This window comes from Micromonospora sp. NPDC049114, assembly GCF_040648635.1.
Lineage (GTDB): Bacteria > Actinomycetota > Actinomycetes > Mycobacteriales > Micromonosporaceae > Micromonospora.
Window position 1 is genome coordinate 45,201 of sequence record NZ_JBEZEA010000018.1, and the last position, 15,833, is coordinate 61,033.

The window sequence follows — 15,833 nt, forward strand, 5'->3', positions numbered from 1 at the left end:
CCGGGCCGTGGTGACGACCCGGAGACGGCGCGATCGGCGGCCTGATCAGCTACGCAGGGCCCACTGCTGGTTCTGCTGCCCGTTGCAGGCCCAGAGGATGAGCTTCGTGCCGTTGGCGGTGGCGGCGCCGTTGGCGTCGAGGCAGAGCCCGGACTGGACGCCGGTGATGGAGCCGTTCGCGTTGACGTTCCACTGCTGGTTGGTGCCGCCGTGGCAGTCCCAGATGATGACCTGGGTGCCGTTGGTGGTGCCCTGACCGTTGGCGTCGAGGCACTTGTTGCCGTACACCTGGATCTGCTTTCCGGCGGTGTAGGTCCAGCGTTGGGCGGTGCTGTTGCTGATGCAGTCCCACAGTTGCACCTGGGTGCCGTTGGTGGTCGTGCCGTTCGGCACGTCGACGCAGCGGCCGGACTGGGCGCCCACGACCTGGACGTTCTGCTGCGGGTTGCCGCCGCTGGCGGGGGTGTAGGCGGCAGCGGCGATGTTGGCCTGCACGGCGTCGTCGGTGGCGGCCGACGGGTAGCCGGACGTCAACACACCCTCGAAGAAGGTGCCCCGGCCGGTGATGCTGTTGTCGCCACCGATGCCGAGCAGGATCGCCCCCTCCTTCTTCATGGGGTTGTAGCCGTTGGGGCGTCGGCCGTCGAAGTACGTGGTCAGGCCGCCCGACTGCGCGTTCCCACCCCTGATCGCCCAGTGGTTCGGCTCGCCCTTGACCATGGCGGTCACGAAGCGGTGGTTGATCGACGCGATGTTGTTGTAACCCGCGTTCACCCCCGAGAACAGGCCCCACTCCAGGTCAGCCATGATCCAGGGGCCCGCCCCCGCTCCGTAGCCCCACTGCTTGTTGGCGCCGAAGTAGACCGTCTCCATGATGGCGCGCTCGTCGGCCTGGACGTTGGTCTGCGCGTTGCCGTAGTCGAAGCAGCACCACTGGTTGTAGTGCGTGCCGTCGACGACGGCGTAGATGCCCTCGGGCTGGTCGCCGGTCGCGACGCCGTTCGTGTTGTTGTTGCGGTAACCGGTGCCGGGCGCGATGTAGACGCCGTACGCCTTCTGGCCGCCGATGGTGACCGGTGCCGCCTTCGCGTCGGCGAGGTTGTCGTACCCGCCGGCGGCGGGGCCGGTGAAGCCGCCCGGGGGCGCCTGGGTGAGGCGGTTGTTGCGGCCGGACTGGTCGTAGATGACCGTGATGACGCAGTTCGTGTTGGCGCAGAACGTGTCCTGGGTGGCGGCGTTGGCGACGCCCCCGGCAGTGAGCACGCCGACGTCGCGGGTGGTGTTGTCCGACGAGCGGCGGACCTGGTAGAGCGGGCCGTTGTACGCCCCGTACAGGGCTCGGGTGGTGCTGTGCGCGGCCACGCACGGCGTGCCGCCGGAGGCGTAGATGTCGCACGGGCCGGTGCCGGCTGCCCGGGCGACGCCGGGCGTCCCGGAGACCACGTAGACGCCGGCCCCGGCGACGAGGACCAGCAGGGTCCCCGCTGCGGCCAGCGAACGGTGCAGCCTTCTCTTCATGTCCATGGATTCCCCTTGCGGTGGCGGTGGCGGTGGCGGTGGTGGTGGGGGACGGCGTCACGCATGATAACGCTAACATTAACCTTCATCCATGCGTCTGTCGCTACCTCCGGCGGCCAGGGGAGGCCCGGTCCTAGCAGACGCGAGCATGATCAGGGCGTTGTCCACAGAGGCGTCGGCTGTCCACAGGTCGGGCCCGCGATGACTCTCTCGTGGCGTCCGGCGTCCTAGCGTCGCGGCGTGTCAGACGACGAGGAGACAGCGGTACGTCAGCGTCTGCGCCGGTTGACGGCCACCACGGGTGGCGCGGCGTCGCTCGCGGAGGCGCTCCCGCTCGGCGTGCCGCCACCCCGGGTCGGTGCGCCGGTGACCGACCCGGCTGCGCACGTTCCCGCCGAGCCCGACGGCGGCGCCGCCGCACGGCTGCCCGGCCCGGGTGCGTTCGATCCGGGGCGGCGGGGCGTCCGCGCGTTGGCGGTCGTCGCCCTCGTGGTGGTGCTGGCCGCCGCTGGTTGGGCGTGGCGGTCCCGGCCGCACGCGGAACCGGTAACCCAGTCGACCGGCGCGGCGACCCCGGCCGTCCCGGCGGAGCAGGGGAGCGCGTCGCCGGCCGGCGAGCTGGTGGTGGCCGTCGCGGGCAAGGTGCGCAGGCCCGGGCTGGTGCGTCTGCCAGCCGGTGCCCGGCTCGCCGACGCCGTGCAGGCGGCCGGTGGCCCGCTGCCCGGGGTCGACGTGGCGCTGCTCAACCCCGCCCGCAAGGTCACCGACGGCGAGTTGATCGTGGTCGGGGTGACGCCGCCACCGGTGCCGGGGGGTGCGCCCGATCCTGCTGCCGGTGGGGGACCGGCCGCCGGCGGTCCGCTGAACCTCAACACCGCGACGCTGGCCCAGCTCGACGCGCTGCCCGGGGTGGGGCCGGTGCTCGCCCAGCGGATCCTCGCCTACCGGGATCAGCACGGCGGGTTCAAGGGCGTCGGGGATCTGCGTCAGGTGGACGGCATCGGTGACGCGCGCTACGAACAGCTCAAGGATCTGGTGACGGTGTGAGCGGCACGCATCCCACGCCGTCGAGCCACCCGGACCCCGTCCGACCCCGGACGCCACCGCCGGATCTCCGGCTCGCCGGGCTGGCCGTGGCAGCCTGGCTCACCGCGCTCACCGGCCTGCACGTCGGCGTCCGTCCGCTCCTGCTGGTGGGCGGGACGGCGGCCGTGCTGTCGGCGCTGAGCGCCCTGCACCTGCTCGGCCGACTCGGCCACCCCCGCGCTGCCGCTCGTCGGCACGGCTGGGTCGCCGTCGCGGTCGGCCTCGGGGTGCTCTGTGGCGCGGCGGCGACCGCTGGCCGCCTGGCCGTCCGGGACGCGCCGCCGATCCGTGTCCTGGCCGAGCAGCGCGCTCCGGTCAGCGCCGAGCTGGTTGTCCGCGACGATCCGCGCCCGATCCGATCCGCCGGCCGTCCCGGCATGCTGCTGACGTCGAGTGAGCTGATCCGGCTGACCGGTCCAAACGGCCAGCGGATTCGGACGTCGGCGCGGCTGCTGGTCCTGGCCACCGACCCGGGCTGGCGAGGTCTGCTGCCTGGTCAGCGCGTGAGGGCCGAGGGTCGCCTCGGCGTTCCGCGCGGCGGCGATCTCACCGCGGCGGTGCTCGGCGCCACCGGACCCCCCGAGCGTCATGGTGCGCCGTCCTGGGCACAGCGCGCCGCCGGCACGCTGCGCGCCGGCCTGCAACGGGCCTGCGCTCCCCTTCCCGACGATCCAGGTGGCCTGCTTCCCGGGCTGGTGGTGGGCGACACGAGCCGCCTGTCGCCCGCCGTCGAGGAGGACTTTCGGGCGACCGGAATGACGCACCTCAATGCCGTTTCGGGCAGCAACGTCGCGATCGTGTTGGGTGCGGTGCTGTTGTTGGCCCGCTGGGCGCGCGCCGGCCCGTGGCTCGCCGGTCTGCTCTGCGGGGTGGCGCTGGTGGGGTTCGTCATCCTGGTCCGGCCGTCGCCGAGCGTCGTCCGGGCCGCCACGATGGGGGCGATCGGCCTCGTCGCACTGGCCGCCGGCCGACCTCGGGCCGCGCTGCCCGCGCTGGCCGCCGCCGTGACGGTGCTGGTGCTGGTCGACCCCGAGTTGGCCGGCGACGCCGGGTTCGCGCTGTCCGTGCTGGCCACCGGCGGTCTGCTGCTGCTCGCGCCGCGCTGGCGCGACGGGCTGCGCCGCCGGGGCGTCCCGGCCGGACTGGCCGAAGCGTTGGCGGTGCCGGCGGCCGCCCAGGTGGCCTGCGGCCCGGTCGTCGCCGGCATCTCCGGCACGGTCAGCCTGGTGGCCGTACCGGCCAACCTGCTGGCGGTGCCGGCCATCGCCCCCGCGACGGTGCTGGGCGTGACGGCCGCCGTGCTGTCACCGCTCTGGCCGGCGGGGGCCGGGTTCGTCGCGTGGCTGGCAAGCTGGCCCGCCTGGTGGCTGGTCATCATCGCCCGCCAGGGCGCCCGCCTCCCGGCCGGCACCCTGCCCTGGCCGGGTGGCGCGTGGGGCGCACTGCTGCTGGCCGGGCTGACCGTGGCGCTGCTGGTCGCCGCACGTCGACCGCTGGTGCGCCGGCTGGTGGCGGTCGTCGCCGCCGCGGCGCTGCTCGGCGTCCTCGGAGTCCGGCTGATCGCCACCGGCTGGCCGCCGCGCGGTTGGGTGGTGGTGGCCTGCGCGGTGGGTCAGGGTGACGCCCTGGTGCTGCCCGTCGCTCCTGGTCGGGCGGTGGTGGTCGACGCCGGCCCGGACCCGAGCGCGGTGGACGCGTGCCTGCGCCGGCTCGGCATCTCCGAGGTGCCGCTGCTCGTGGTCAGCCACTTCCACGTCGACCACGTGGGCGGCGTGGCCGGCGTCTTCCGGGGCCGGCGGGTGTCCGCCGTGCTGACCCCGCCATCGACGGACCCGGCGAGTGGCCGGGACGCGGTCCGCGCGGCGGCGATGGGCGGGCGGGCCACGCTGCTCGGCACCACCGCCGGGGCGCTGCATCGGGTCGGCGGTGTCGACCTGCTCGTGCTCGGTCCGCCGTACCCGCTGGCCGGCACCAGGTCCGATCCGAACAACAATTCGTTGATGTTGCGGGCCACGGTCGCCGGCGTGCGGATCCTGCTGCCCGGCGACGCCGAGACCGAGGAGCAGCACGCCGTGCTGGCCCGGACGGCGGCGGAGCAGCTGAGGGCGGACGTGCTGAAGGTCGCCCACCACGGCTCGGCGTACCAGGACGACAGCTTTCTGGCCGCCGTCCGGCCGGCCGTCGCGTTGGTGCCGGTCGGCGCGGGCAACACCTACGGGCACCCGAGCCCGTCGCTTCTGGCCCGGCTCAGCAGAGGCGGCGCCCGGGTCCTGCGGACCGACACCGATGGTGACCTGGCGGCGATCCGGACCGGCGACGGGCTGGCGGTGGCCCGTCGAGGGGTGCGACCCGGGCGGCCGCCGTGAGACTCGACGGCGGGCAGGCGGGCTCTGCCGTCGCGAGGTGGGCCGGCTCTGCCGTCGCGGGAGTGGGCCGGTTCTGCCGTGGAAATTGCAGCGCGGCTGATGAAATGGCGACCGTCTTGCGGATTAAATGGCGAATCGAGGTAAATGTCTGGATTTGCGCTTAGTGCGGGCTGCACCGACCGGGCGGCGAATGAGCAGGCACGTACCCGCCGTGGGCCGTGCGAATATGGGCGACGTGACCCCCGCCAGCCTCGCCCCCATTCTGCTCGTCCTCGGCGACGAGGAGCTGCTCGCCACGCGCGCCGTGACCGAAGCTGTCGAGCGGGTCCGCAGCGTCGAGACCGAGGTGGACGTTCGCGAGTACCAGGCAGGTGCGCTCACCGTCGGTGAGATCGCCGAGATGCTCAGCCCGTCGCTGTTCGGGGGGCGGCGGCTGCTCATCCTGCGCTCCGGTCAGGACGCCCGCAAGGACCTGGTCGCCGCGCTCCTGGCGTACGCGAAGAACCCCGACCCGGACGTCCAGTTGCTGGTGCTGCACCTGGGTGGCGCCAAGGGCAAGGCGTTCGCCGACGGGCTGCGGTCGGCAGGCGCGACGGTGATCCCGGCGGCCAAGCTCAAGGGGCACCGCGAGCGGGTCGCCTTCGTCCGAGACGAGATCCGCCGGTCCGGCGGCAGGTGCACCGACGACGCCGCCGAGGCGTTGATCGCGGCGGTCGGCAACGACCTGCGCGAACTGGCCGCCGCCTGCTCCCAGCTCATCGCCGACACCGACGGGCGGATCAGCGCCGAGACGGTGGCCCGCTACTACCGGGGGCGGGTCGAGGTGACCGGCTTCACGGTGGCGGATGCCACTATGGTCGGCGATGTGCCGGCCGCCCTGGAGGCGCTGCGCTGGGCCCTGCACGTCGGTGTCGACCCGGTGCCCATCGCCGACGCCCTGGCCGACGGGGTGCGTACGGTGGCCCGGGTGGCGTCGGCCGGGCGGGGCAACCCGTACCAGCTCGCCAGCAGTCTGGGCATGCCGGCCTGGAAGATCGAGCGGGCGCAGCGGCAGGGGCGCGGCTGGACGCCGGAGGGGCTTGTCCAGGCCATGCAGGTCGCCGCCGAGTGCAACGCGGCAGTCAAGGGCGGCTCGGACGACCGGGCGTACGCCCTGGAGCGCGCGGTCTTCTCGGTGGCGGCCGCCCGGCAGGGCAGCGGCCGGTGACGCGGCCGAACCGTACGGCGTGGGCCACCATGCCCGCCGACGAGGAGAGGTACCGGCCGCTCTACGCCCGGCTCCTCGGCCTGCGGTTCGTCAACCCCGGCGGGGTGCTCTGCTTCCTCTTCTTCGAAGGCGCCATCGCCCTGGCGGTGCTGCTCGCCCTGGCGGAGCTGGTGACCTGGTGGGCGGTGGTGGTGCTGCCCGTGGTGGTGGCGGCGATGGTCAAGCTCAACGACATGGTGGCCGCCGTGGTGGTCCGTTCCGCCGCGCTCGTGCCCGAGCAGGAGCGGGACCGTTTCCGTCGGCAGATGGAGCCGGTCGTCGGCCGGGCCCGGGTCGCGAACGCGGTGACCTCGGTGGTGGTCACGGCCGACCCGGTGCGGCCCACCCGCCGCACCGACCCGTTGGACTGACCGCCGGCCGAGGCACGGGCACGCCGATCGGGCCGCCGGCCCCACGTCAGGCCGTCGACCTGTCCGTGGACACACGGAAGCCCCGGACCGAGGGTCCGGGGCTTTCCGAATCAGTCTGACGGTGAAGTCGTCAGGCGGAGAGCGCCACCACGCGCTTCGCGATCGCGGACTTGCGGTTCGCGGCCTGGTTGGAGTGGATCACGCCCTTGCTGACGGCCTTGTCCAGCTTGCGAGAGGCGTCCAGCATGAGGGCGGTGGCCTTCTCGACGTCACCGGCCTCGGCAGCCTCGTTGAACTTCCGGACGGCGGTCTTCAGCGACGACTTGACCGACTTGTTGCGCAGCCGGGCCTTCTCGTTCTGCCGGTTGCGCTTGATCTGGGACTTGATGTTCGCCACGCGACAGCCTCGTCTTGATAGCTCGGGTTGGTCAGCTTATTGCGCGGGATGACGAACATGCGTCATCGCTGCGCGAAGAGCCAGGTTACCAGGTCGCCCGGGACGAGCCAAAACGGCTCGGTCATCGCGCGGCCCATCCCGGCCCGACGACCACCAGACTACGCCCCCGCCAGGCCGGCTCCGCGTCACCGGCAGCCGGCGGGGGCGTCACCGCCAGACCGGCTCCGCGTGCGCCGGGCCGGCCCCGCGTCACCGCCAGCCCTGTCGGCGGGCGAGCCAGTCGAGGGCCTGTTCGCCGCTCCACCGCTGGTGCGCCGACCGGTGCGGGGAGGCCGTGGCCGCTGTCGCGTCCGCTCCGGTGAGGTAGTAGCCGGCCAGCGCGGCCAGGGTGGCGTCCAGCGCGTCCGGGGGAGCGCCCGCCGACGCCGGGTGTTCGGCGAAGAGGCGGTCGGTGTCCAGGCCGCTGGCGTACGCGGTGAGCAGCAGGCCCACGAGGTCGAACCAGGCCGGCCCGGAACAGGTCCAGGTCCAGTCGCAGAACCACGCCCGTCCGTCACCGCCGATGAGCACGTTGTCCACCCGCAGGTCGCCGTGGATCATGCCGGTCGCGCCGTCCGCGTACCGGGGGAGGCGGGACTCCAGCGCTACCAGCTCGGGTAGTCGGCCCCGGGCGGCGCAGGGCAGCGCCGGGAGCGGCTCCCGGCCGGCGGCGACCTCCTCCCACCAGAGGATGTCCGCGCGGGCCAGCTCGGCGAGCTGGGGCAGGCCGAGCGCGGTCAGCCCGGCCGGCGGGGTGGCCAGGGCGGCGGCGACCTGGGCGTACGCGGCGAGCGTGGCGTCCAGCTCGGTGAGCGTCCAGGGCAGGCGCGGGGTGTGGCCGTCGACCGCGTCGGTGCACAGCGCGAACCAGCCGGCCTCGTCCAGCGTCCATCGCAGGCGGGGCGCCGGCAGGCCGGCCGGCAGCCGGTCGAGGATCGCGGCCTCCCGCGCGTACGCCTGCACGAGGCGCGGTTGCTCGACGGCGGGTGCCGCCTTGACGAAGGCCCGACCACCGTCGGCGGTGTGGAGCACGGCGGCGAACCCCCGGGTGAAGCCGGCGGCGGCGGTCCGGGCGGTGACCACCGGCACGCCGAGGCGTCCGGCGATCGCGGCCCGCAGCGCGGCCGGGAGGTCTTGCCACGACGGGCGCAGCGCACCCGCGTGGTACGGCACCGGGGGCAGCGGCGGGGAGGACACCCCACCATGCTGCCCCGGGGTACGTGCGCGGCGCGCGGCGACACTGCCAGACTGCCAAGCCATGAGGACCGAGGACTTCTGGCAGCTGATCGACCAGGCCCGCGCCGGAGGCGGGGGAGAGCCCGGGCCGGTCGCCGCGCGGGCCGTCGCGCTGCTCGCCGAGCGCGACCCGGAGGACATCGTCGGGTACGCCCACCACCAGCGGCGGGTGCTGGCGGCCTCGCACAAGGCGGATCTGTGGGGCGCGGCGTACCTGATCAACGGCGGCGCGTCGGCGGACGGCTTCGAGCACTTCCGGGGCTGGCTGATGACCCAGGGGCGGGCGGTCTTCGCCCGCGCGGTCGGCGACCCCGACTCGCTGGCCGAACTGCCCCAGGTGCGGGCCGCCTCGCTCAGCGGGGAGGAGTTCTCCGCCGAGCAGATGCTCTCGGTGCCCTGGGACGCGTACCGCAAGGCCACCGCGTCGGAGCTGCCGGAGGACCGCGAGCCGGTGCGTACGCCCGATCTCAACGACTTCTGGGACTTCGACGACGAGGAGGAGGCCCGCCGCCGCCTGCCCCGGCTGGCCGCGCTGTTCGTCGAGCCGCCCCTGGAGTGAGAGGTCCTCGGGACCGATCCGTCGCCCGCGCAGTGGGCGTACCCCGGCGGCGTGGGAACATGGAGGGGGCCGGCGGTGCGCCGGCCTGTTCACGTCAGCCGACCAGAACGGACCGCTGTGCCACCGAAGCTCGATCCCGGCGCGAACGCCCCTGGTGCCACCGACCCCGGTCGCATCCGGAACTTCGGCATCATCGCCCACATCGACCACGGGAAGTCGACCCTGGCCGACCGGATGTTGCAGCTCACCGGCGTGGTCGACCCGCGGCAGATGCGCGCGCAGTACCTGGACCGGATGGACATCGAGCGCGAGCGCGGCATCACCATCAAGAGCCAGGCCGTCCGGATGCCGTGGACCATCCGCGAGGGCGAGCGGGCCGGTGAGCACGCGGTGCTCAACATGATCGACACCCCGGGGCACGTCGACTTCACCTACGAGGTGTCCCGGTCGCTGGCCGCCTGCGAGGGCGCCGTGCTGCTTGTCGACGCCGCGCAGGGCATCGAGGCGCAGACCCTGGCCAACCTCTACCTGGCGCTCGAGAACGACCTGCGCATCATCCCGGTGCTCAACAAGATCGACCTGCCGGCCGCCCAGCCGGAGAAGTACGCCGAGGAGCTGGCCCACCTCATCGGCGGTGACCCCGCCGACTGCATCCGGGTCTCCGGCAAGACCGGCGAGGGCGTGCCGCACCTGCTCGACGAGATCGTCCGGCAGTTCATCCCCCCGACCGGCGACGCCGAGGCGCCCGCCCGGGCGATGATCTTCGACTCGGTGTACGACGTGTACCGCGGCGTCGTCACGTACGTCCGGGTCATCGACGGCCGGATCAGCGCCCGCGACCGGATCAAGATGATGTCCACCGGCGCGGTGCACGAGCTGCTGGAGATCGGTGTCATCTCACCCGAGATGGTCAAGGCCGAGGCGCTGGGCGTCGGCGAGGTCGGCTACCTCATCACCGGTGTGAAGGACGTCCGGCAGTCCCGGGTCGGTGACACGGTCACCATCAACGCCCGGCCGGCGGCCGAGCCGCTGGGTGGCTACAAGGACCCGAAGCCGATGGTCTACTCCGGCCTCTACCCGATCGACGGGTCCGACTACCCGAACCTGCGTGAGGCCCTGGACAAGCTCAAGCTCAACGACGCCGCCCTGGACTACGAGCCGGAAACCTCCGGCGCGCTCGGCTTCGGCTTCCGCTGCGGCTTCCTCGGCCTGCTCCACCTGGAGATCATCCGGGAGCGGCTGGAGCGCGAGTACAACCTCGACCTGATCTCCACCGCCCCCAACGTGGTGTACCGGGCGATCACCGACGACGGCGCCGAGATCGTCGTCACCAACCCCAGCGAGTACCCCAACGGCAAGATCGCCGAGGTGTACGAGCCGGTGGTGCGGGCCACCGTGCTGACGCCCAACGACTACGTGGGCGCGGTGATGGAGCTCTGCCAGGGCCGGCGCGGCAGCCTGCTCGGGATGGACTACCTCTCCGCCGACCGGGTGGAGCTGCGCTACACGCTGCCCCTCGCCGAGATCATCTACGACTTCTTCGACCAGTTGAAGAGCCGGACCAAGGGCTACGCCTCACTCGACTACGAGCCGTCCGGCGAGCAGGCGTCCGACCTGGTGAAGGTGGACATCCTGCTGCACGGCGAGCCGGTGGACGCGTTCAGCGCCATCGTGCACAAGGACAAGGCGTACAACTACGGCGTCACCATCGCCGCCAAGCTGCGCACCCTGATCCCGCGCCAGCAGTTCGAGGTGCCCATCCAGGCGGCCATCGGCAGCCGGGTCATCGCCCGGGAGACCATCCGCGCGATCCGCAAGGACGTGCTCGCCAAGTGCTACGGCGGTGACATCAGCCGTAAGCGCAAGCTGCTGGAGAAGCAGAAGGAAGGCAAGAAGCGGATGAAGATGGTCGGCCGCGTCGAGGTGCCGCAGGAAGCCTTCATCGCCGCCCTGTCCTCCGACTCCGGCGACACCAAGGCCCCAAAGAAGTAAGCCCCCCGTCCCCGGTCCCCCCGGTCCCGCCTCCTGCGTCCCGGTACCTGCCTCCTGCGCTCCGGTCCTTCCTCCTGCGTCCCGGTGACGCCTCCTGCGTCCCGGTGATCAAGAGGTTTGCGTCAGTTGAGGTCCGGATCCTGACGCGAACCTCTTGATCACCGGCCCGGGTGGGCGTAAGCCCGCCCGGGCGGGTCGATGGTGGAGGAATTTTTTTGGCCGTGAGGCGGGGTCGTCGCCCTGGGCAACATGTTGCCTGACCTGTGTGGACGCGCTCCCACCCCAATCGACGCAGCCGTTCGGCATCGACGCCGGCAACTTCTGTGCGGCTGAGTCGGTTTGGTTTTTCGGTGGGTCGGGAACTTAGTCGTCACGACAGGAAGCACACATTGTGTGTCAGACATTCTTAGAAGGAGGGCGACCGTGGAGCTCACCGTGTGGGGCATCATCACTGCCATCGTTGTTGGTCTCATCGTCGGGGCGCTCGGCCGCCTGGTTGTTCCGGGTCGGCAGAACATGCCGATGTGGCTGCACCTGCTGATCGGTGTCGGTGCGGCTCTGCTGGGCACGGTGCTGGCGCGGGCGATGGGTATCGCGACCGAGACCGCCGGTATCGACTGGACCGAGCTGCTGGTGCAGGTCGTGGTCGCCGCGATCGCTGTCGCGCTGGTCGCCGGTGTGGGTGGCCGCCGCCGCGTCACCCGATAACACCAGCACAGGTAACACCGAACCACTTCCGAGGGGCGCCCGGCCGACAGGCCGGGTGCCCCTCGGCGTTTGTCGGGTCGGCGGGTGGAGCGCCTGTTGGTGTTTATCGCTCCGCACCGATCGACTCCAGTGCGCCGAAGTGGTGGCATCCGGTTCGCCGGACACCGCCACCTCGGCGCAGTGGGGTCGATCATGCTCGTGCGCGGCCCGCGTGGCCCGGCGCAGTGGAGTCGACCCCCGCGCGACCCGCGCGACCCGCCGCGCGACCCCCGCGCCACCCGGCCGGAGCGCCCGCGGGCGCGGCTGAATGGGACGGGTGGCAGCGCCGGAATCGCCTGGCAGAGCGTCCTCGCGCAGTCGTGCGACGTTCGTGGCGATGATGCGCAGCACTTCGGCGGCTGACCGCGCGCTCAGCCCGGTCGATCACGCTGCCGGCGTGCTCGGGCTCCACGGCGCCGATGGCGGGAGTCGGGTGACCGGCGATATCGCCGAAGGGGAGTCGATCATGCCGCGGCGTGGTGCACGGCCCGGCCGATGCGCGAGGCGGACGCGTCGCCCGGTGGAACGTGCCGTTGTTGGCCAAGTCGTGATCGTCTGGGCGACGAAGTCGGTTTGGTTTTTCGGTGGGTCGGGAACTTAGTCGTCACGACAGGAAGCACACATTGTGTGTCAGACATTCTTAGAAGGAGGGCGACCGTGGAGCTCACCGTGTGGGGCATCATCACTGCCATCGTTGTTGGTCTCATCGTCGGGGCGCTCGGCCGCCTGGTTGTTCCGGGTCGGCAGAACATGCCGATGTGGCTGCACCTGCTGATCGGTGTCGGTGCGGCTCTGCTGGGCACGGTGCTGGCGCGGGCGATGGGTATCGCGACCGAGACCGCCGGTATCGACTGGACCGAGCTGCTGGTGCAGGTCGTGGTCGCCGCGATCGCTGTCGCGCTGGTCGCCGGCGTGGGTGGCCGCCGCCGCGTCACCCGGTAACAACCTGGCATCACCGCACCACGGAAAAGGGCGCCCGACCACTGGTCGGGCGCTCTTTCGTGGTGAAGTGCCCAGATTCGGCCCTACGCCACGACCCGTCGGGTCGGTTCCCTGCGGTACGGTCGCGACGCTTCGGCCTCCCCGCCCACTGTCGTAAAGGATTTCTTCGTACTAAGGTGCGGCGGAGAAGGTAAGTTCCAGGCGGCGCGAGGGGAGAAGTGGCGTGAACAGGTGGAAGCGGCTGGCCCCGGTCACCGCCGTAGTGGCCTCGGCCGCGATGGTGCTGACCGGCTGTGGAGGCTCCGACGACAAGGCGGGCGACGACAGCAAGCTCACGGTCTGGATGATGGGCGAGGGCGGCGACGCGCAGAACAAGTTCCTCGACGGCGTCGAGGCGGAGTTCCGCCAGAAGCACCCCGACACCGATGTGGTCGTGCAGTACATCCCCTGGCTGGAGGCGCCCAAGAAGTTCCAGGCCGCGCTCGCCGGTGGTGAGGGACCGGACATCACCGAGCTGGGCAACACCGAGACCCAGGGTTGGGCCGCGCAGGAGGCGCTCGCCGACGTCAGCGGCCGGATGGGCGGCTGGGCCGACGGCAAGGACCTGCTGCCCGACCTGGTCCGCAACGCGCAGCTCGACGGCAAGCAGTACGGCGTCCCCTGGTACGCGGGCGTGCGGGCGATCTACTACCGCACCGACTGGTTCGCCGAGGCCGGCGTCCAGCCGCCGAAGACCTGGGACGACCTGGTCACGGTGGCCAAGGCCGTGCAGGCGAAGAAGCCGGGCACCTACGGCATCGCGCTGCCGGGCAACTCCGAGCTGCCCTTCTACTCCTTCCTCTGGGGCGCGGGCGCGGAGATCGCGACCAACCAGGGTGGCGCCTGGAAGTCCGGCTACACGACGCCGGAGGCGCAGAAGGCGGTCAAGTACTGGACCGACCTCGTGACCGTCCACAAGGTGGCCCCGCCGGCCGCCGCCGGCTGGAACGAGATCGACGCGCGTACCCAGTTCGCCACCGGCAAGGCCGCCATGGCGTTCGCCGGCAGCTGGCAGCAGGGCGCCATCAAGAAGGACAACCCCGAGATCGAGAAGGTCTGGGGTACGTTCCCGATCCCCGGCCCGGACGGCAAGGCAGCGCCCGGCTTCGCCGGTGGTTCGGACGTGGCGATCTGGAAGGACAGCGAGCGCCAGGATCTGGCCTGGGACTACCTGACCGTGCTGCTGAACAAGAAGAACGCGCAGAGCTTCGCGAGCAGCCTCGGCTTCTTCCCGGTCTACAAGGACCTCGTCGCCGGTGACACGTACGCCAACGACAAGGTCATGGCGGCGTTCGCCACCACCATGCAGAACACCAAGCTCACGCCGCTCACCCCGAAGTGGGTGGAGGTCAGCCGGACGAAGACGGTGACCCAGGCGATGAACAGCTCGGTCATGAAGGGTCAGAAGACGGTCGAGAAGGCTACCGCTGACGCGGCCGGTGAGATGGAAAGCATCCTCAACTCCAAGTGACCACGCTGACCGAGGTGCCGGAGACGTCCGCCGCGCGGGAGACCCCCGCGCGGCGGCGTCGCCCGGTGGACCGCCTGCCCTACCTGCTGCTCCTGCCCGCACTCGTCATCATCGGGGTGCTGCTGCTCTGGCCGCTCGGCCAGGTGGTGGCGATGTCCTTCTACCGGCTCAACAGCGTCCGGCAGTTGCGCGGCGACCGGGAGTGGCCGTGGGTGGGGCTCGGCAACTACACCGACATCCTCTCCGACCCGTTCTTCTTGACGGTGCTGCGCAACACGGTGCTGTTCGCCGCGGCGAACGTGCTGCTCACGATGGTGCTCGGCACTCTGGTCGGGCTGCTGCTCAACCGGCTCGGCCGCAAGATGGCCACCTTCGTGGCCAGTTGCGTGATGCTCGCCTGGGCCACCCCGGCGCTGACCGGCACGATCGTCTGGAAGTGGATCTTCGACGACACCAGTGGCCTGGTCACCTGGCTGTTCAACGCGTTGCCGGACGGGTTCTCCCAGGCGCTGTTCGGCCGCAGCGACTGGACCGGCTACGGCTGGTTCAACTCGCCGCTGCTCTTCTTCGCCATCCTCACCCTGGTGGTGGTCTGGCACTCGTTCCCGTTCATCGCGGTGAGCGTGCTCGCCGGCCTGAAGAGCGTGCCGAGTGAGCTGCACGAGGCGGCCCGGGTGGACGGCGCCAGCCCGTGGCGGGTCTTCTGGAAGATCACGTTCCCGCTGTTGCGGCCGGTCTTCGGAATCCTGATCGTGCTCTCCACCATCTGGGACTTCAAGGTCTTCACCCAGCAGTTCGTCCTGGCCGGCGGCACCCAGGACCGGCCGACGTTCATGCTCTCCATCTACTCGTACGCCGAAGCCTTCTCCCCGCCGCCGAAGTACGGCCTCGGCGCGGCGATCGCGGTGATCCTCACGCTGATCCTGCTCGTGGTGACCGGCTTCTACGTACGGATGGTGCTCAGGCAGGAGGACGAGTCGTGAAGAAGGTGGCCCTCAACGCCGCCGGGCTGCTGGTCGCGCTCTTCGCGGCGTTCCCGGTCTACTGGATGATCTCGACCTCGTTGAAGCCGAGCAGCGAGATCTTCTCGTCCACCCCGCAGCCGGTGCCGGCCCACCCGACGCTGGCGCACTACCGGGAGATCCTGACCGGCAATCTGATCCCCGGCGTCAGCTTCCTGGACTTCTTCGTCAACAGCGCGATCGTCGCCGTGTCCACTGTGGTGCTCAGCGGCCTGGTCGCCCTGCTCGCCGCGACGGCGGTGGCCCGGTTCCGCTTCAAACTGCGGACCAGCTTCCTGATCATGCTGCTCGTGGTGCAGATGATCCCGCTGGAGGCGCTGGTCATCCCGCTGTTCCTGATGATCCAGCGGCTCGGGCTCTACAACACCCTGCCCAGCCTGATCCTCACGTACCTCGGCTTCTCGCTGCCGTTCGCGGTCTGGATGCTGCGCGGGTTCGTCGCCGCCGTGCCCAAGGAGTTGGAGGAGGCGGCGGCGATCGACGGCGCGAGCCGGGCCCAGACGTTCCGGCGGGTGCTGTTCCCGCTGGTCGCGCCCGGCCTGGTCGCCACCAGCATCTTCTCCTTCATCACCGCGTGGAACGAGCTGATCTTCGCGTTGACGTTCATCAACGACCAGGGCCGCTACACGCTGCCGGTGGCGATGACGTTCTTCTTCGGCCGCGACGACACCAACTGGGGGCCGGTCATGGCCGCCTCCACCCTGTTCACCCTGCCGGTCATCATCTTCTTCCTGCTGGTGCAGCGACGGATGGTCTCCGGCCTCGTGGCCGGCGCCGTCAAGGGCTGACCGCGCCGGCCGGC

General features: G+C 71.4%; 14 protein-coding genes. 11 read left to right on the forward strand and 3 right to left on the reverse strand.

What is annotated here, in order from left to right:
* Window positions 1-45 precede the first annotated feature (45 nt).
* Complete coding sequence (locus AB0B39_RS30650; protein WP_357576040.1) at window positions 46-1,524, reverse strand: arabinofuranosidase catalytic domain-containing protein; 1,479 nt, start codon at window positions 1,522-1,524, stop codon at window positions 46-48.
* A gap of 234 nt (window positions 1,525-1,758) precedes the next feature.
* On the opposite strand from AB0B39_RS30650, the gene AB0B39_RS30655 reads away from it, so the two are divergent.
* The 4 genes from AB0B39_RS30655 (at window position 1,759) to AB0B39_RS30670 (ending at window position 6,587) form a co-directional block, all read left to right on the forward strand.
* Window positions 1,759-2,565, forward strand: a complete 807-nt coding sequence (locus AB0B39_RS30655) for a helix-hairpin-helix domain-containing protein (protein WP_357576041.1) — start codon at window positions 1,759-1,761, stop codon at window positions 2,563-2,565.
* Complete coding sequence (locus AB0B39_RS30660) at window positions 2,562-4,970, forward strand: ComEC/Rec2 family competence protein (RefSeq protein ID WP_357576042.1); 2,409 nt, start codon at window positions 2,562-2,564, stop codon at window positions 4,968-4,970. The genes AB0B39_RS30655 and AB0B39_RS30660 overlap by 4 nt, the downstream gene beginning before the upstream one ends.
* A 226-nt stretch (window positions 4,971-5,196) precedes the next feature.
* Entirely contained in the window at window positions 5,197-6,177 is a 981-nt protein-coding gene (gene holA, locus AB0B39_RS30665) for a DNA polymerase III subunit delta (protein WP_234586908.1), read from the forward strand.
* A gap of 29 nt (window positions 6,178-6,206) precedes the next feature.
* Window positions 6,207-6,587 carry a hypothetical protein gene (locus AB0B39_RS30670; protein ID WP_357498467.1) on the forward strand — a complete coding sequence of 127 codons (381 nt, stop codon included), beginning with the start codon at window positions 6,207-6,209 and terminating at the stop codon, window positions 6,585-6,587.
* 130 nt (window positions 6,588-6,717) lie between these two features.
* On the opposite strand, the gene rpsT is transcribed toward AB0B39_RS30670, so the two are convergent.
* Both rpsT and AB0B39_RS30680 read right to left on the reverse strand, forming a co-directional pair.
* Window positions 6,718-6,984, reverse strand: coding sequence for a 30S ribosomal protein S20 (gene rpsT / locus AB0B39_RS30675; RefSeq protein ID WP_007464006.1), 267 nt, complete (start codon window positions 6,982-6,984; stop codon window positions 6,718-6,720).
* A 249-nt stretch (window positions 6,985-7,233) separates the two neighbouring features.
* On the reverse strand, window positions 7,234-8,220 hold the full coding sequence (locus AB0B39_RS30680; RefSeq protein WP_357498380.1) for a phosphotransferase: 987 nt from the start codon (window positions 8,218-8,220) through the stop codon (window positions 7,234-7,236).
* Between the two features lie 61 nt (window positions 8,221-8,281).
* Here AB0B39_RS30680 and AB0B39_RS30685 point away from each other — a divergent pair, with 61 nt between their 5' ends.
* The 7 genes from AB0B39_RS30685 to AB0B39_RS30715 all read left to right on the forward strand — a co-directional run bounded on the left by AB0B39_RS30685 (window position 8,282) and on the right by AB0B39_RS30715 (window position 15,819).
* Window positions 8,282-8,818 (forward strand): DUF4240 domain-containing protein, encoded by a 537-nt coding sequence (locus AB0B39_RS30685; protein WP_234586899.1) that lies wholly within the window; start codon window positions 8,282-8,284, stop codon window positions 8,816-8,818.
* Between the two features lie 117 nt (window positions 8,819-8,935).
* Complete coding sequence (gene lepA, locus AB0B39_RS30690) at window positions 8,936-10,810, forward strand: translation elongation factor 4 (RefSeq protein WP_357576043.1); 1,875 nt, start codon at window positions 8,936-8,938, stop codon at window positions 10,808-10,810.
* Between the two features lie 423 nt (window positions 10,811-11,233).
* A complete protein-coding gene (locus AB0B39_RS30695) occupies window positions 11,234-11,518 on the forward strand; it encodes a transglycosylase (RefSeq protein ID WP_007463997.1) in 285 nt (94 codons plus the stop codon).
* Window positions 11,519-12,214: 696 nt separating this feature from the next.
* The gene (locus AB0B39_RS30700; RefSeq protein ID WP_007463997.1) at window positions 12,215-12,499 is read left to right on the forward strand and encodes a transglycosylase; all 285 of its coding nucleotides are present in this window, start codon (window positions 12,215-12,217) and stop codon (window positions 12,497-12,499) included.
* A gap of 223 nt (window positions 12,500-12,722) precedes the next feature.
* Complete coding sequence (locus AB0B39_RS30705) at window positions 12,723-14,009, forward strand: sugar ABC transporter substrate-binding protein (protein WP_357576044.1); 1,287 nt, start codon at window positions 12,723-12,725, stop codon at window positions 14,007-14,009.
* Window positions 14,006-14,992, forward strand: a complete 987-nt coding sequence (locus AB0B39_RS30710; protein WP_234587169.1) for a sugar ABC transporter permease — start codon at window positions 14,006-14,008, stop codon at window positions 14,990-14,992. The genes AB0B39_RS30705 and AB0B39_RS30710 overlap by 4 nt, the downstream gene beginning before the upstream one ends.
* Window positions 14,989-15,819 (forward strand): carbohydrate ABC transporter permease, encoded by an 831-nt coding sequence (locus AB0B39_RS30715; protein ID WP_234587171.1) that lies wholly within the window; start codon window positions 14,989-14,991, stop codon window positions 15,817-15,819. Before AB0B39_RS30710 ends, AB0B39_RS30715 begins: the two co-directional genes overlap by 4 nt.
* Window positions 15,820-15,833 lie beyond the last annotated feature (14 nt).

Bases quoted from the DNA above. Each gene is read 5' to 3' on its own strand.
- AB0B39_RS30650 (WP_357576040.1), bottom strand. From the start codon at position 1,524: ATGGACATGAAGAGAAGGCTGCACCGTTCGCTGGCCGCAGCGGGGACC.
- holA (WP_234586908.1), top strand. From the start codon at position 5,197: ATGGGCGACGTGACCCCCGCCAGCCTCGCCCCCATTCTGCTCGTCCTC.
- AB0B39_RS30670 (WP_357498467.1), top strand. From the start codon at position 6,207: ATGCCCGCCGACGAGGAGAGGTACCGGCCGCTCTACGCCCGGCTCCTC.
- AB0B39_RS30685 (WP_234586899.1), top strand. From the start codon at position 8,282: ATGAGGACCGAGGACTTCTGGCAGCTGATCGACCAGGCCCGCGCCGGA.